Source organism: Acidiphilium sp. JA12-A1 (assembly GCF_000724705.2).
Taxonomy (GTDB): Bacteria; Pseudomonadota; Alphaproteobacteria; order Acetobacterales; family Acetobacteraceae; genus Acidiphilium; species Acidiphilium multivorum.
On sequence record NZ_JFHO01000207.1, the window covers coordinates 1 to 510 of the forward strand.

At 78.0% G+C, this 510-nt stretch carries 1 protein-coding gene; it reads left to right on the top strand.

Annotated elements, in window-relative coordinates; genetic code table 11:
- The coding region (locus RT91_RS19310) for a TolC family protein (RefSeq protein WP_035189462.1) at positions 1–510 on the top strand (510 nt) is incomplete at both ends.

The following is a 510-nucleotide window of genomic DNA, read 5'->3' on the forward strand; positions in this document are numbered from 1 at the left end:
TCGGCATGCCGGCGGCGGCGCTGCGGGGGGTGTCGCTGTCCTTCGCCGCCTTCGCCCATCCATCGGCCCCGGCGCCGGACCGCTGGCCCGCCCTGGTCCGCGCGGCGATCACGGCGCGGCCGCAGGTCGCCGCCGCCCTCGCCCGCTACCGCGCCGCCGACGATGCCCTGCGCCAGGCGGTGGACAGCCAGTTCCCCGGCATCTCGATCGGCCCCGGCTATCATTACGACCAGGGCGACAGCAAGTTCATCCTCTCGCTCTCGCTGCCGCTGCCGGTGCTCAACCAGCACCAGGGGCAGATCGCCATCGCCCGGGCGCAGCGCCGCCTCGCCGCCGCGAAGTTCGAGCGGGCGCAGGCGCGTGTGCTGGCGCAGATCGACGCGGCGGCGGCGGCCTGGCGGGGCAGCCGGGACACGCTGCTGGCGGCGCGGCGGCTCGATGCCATCGCGGCGCGGCGCGCGGCGCAGGCGGCGCAGGCCTACCGGCTCGGCGCCACCGGCCGGCTGCGCC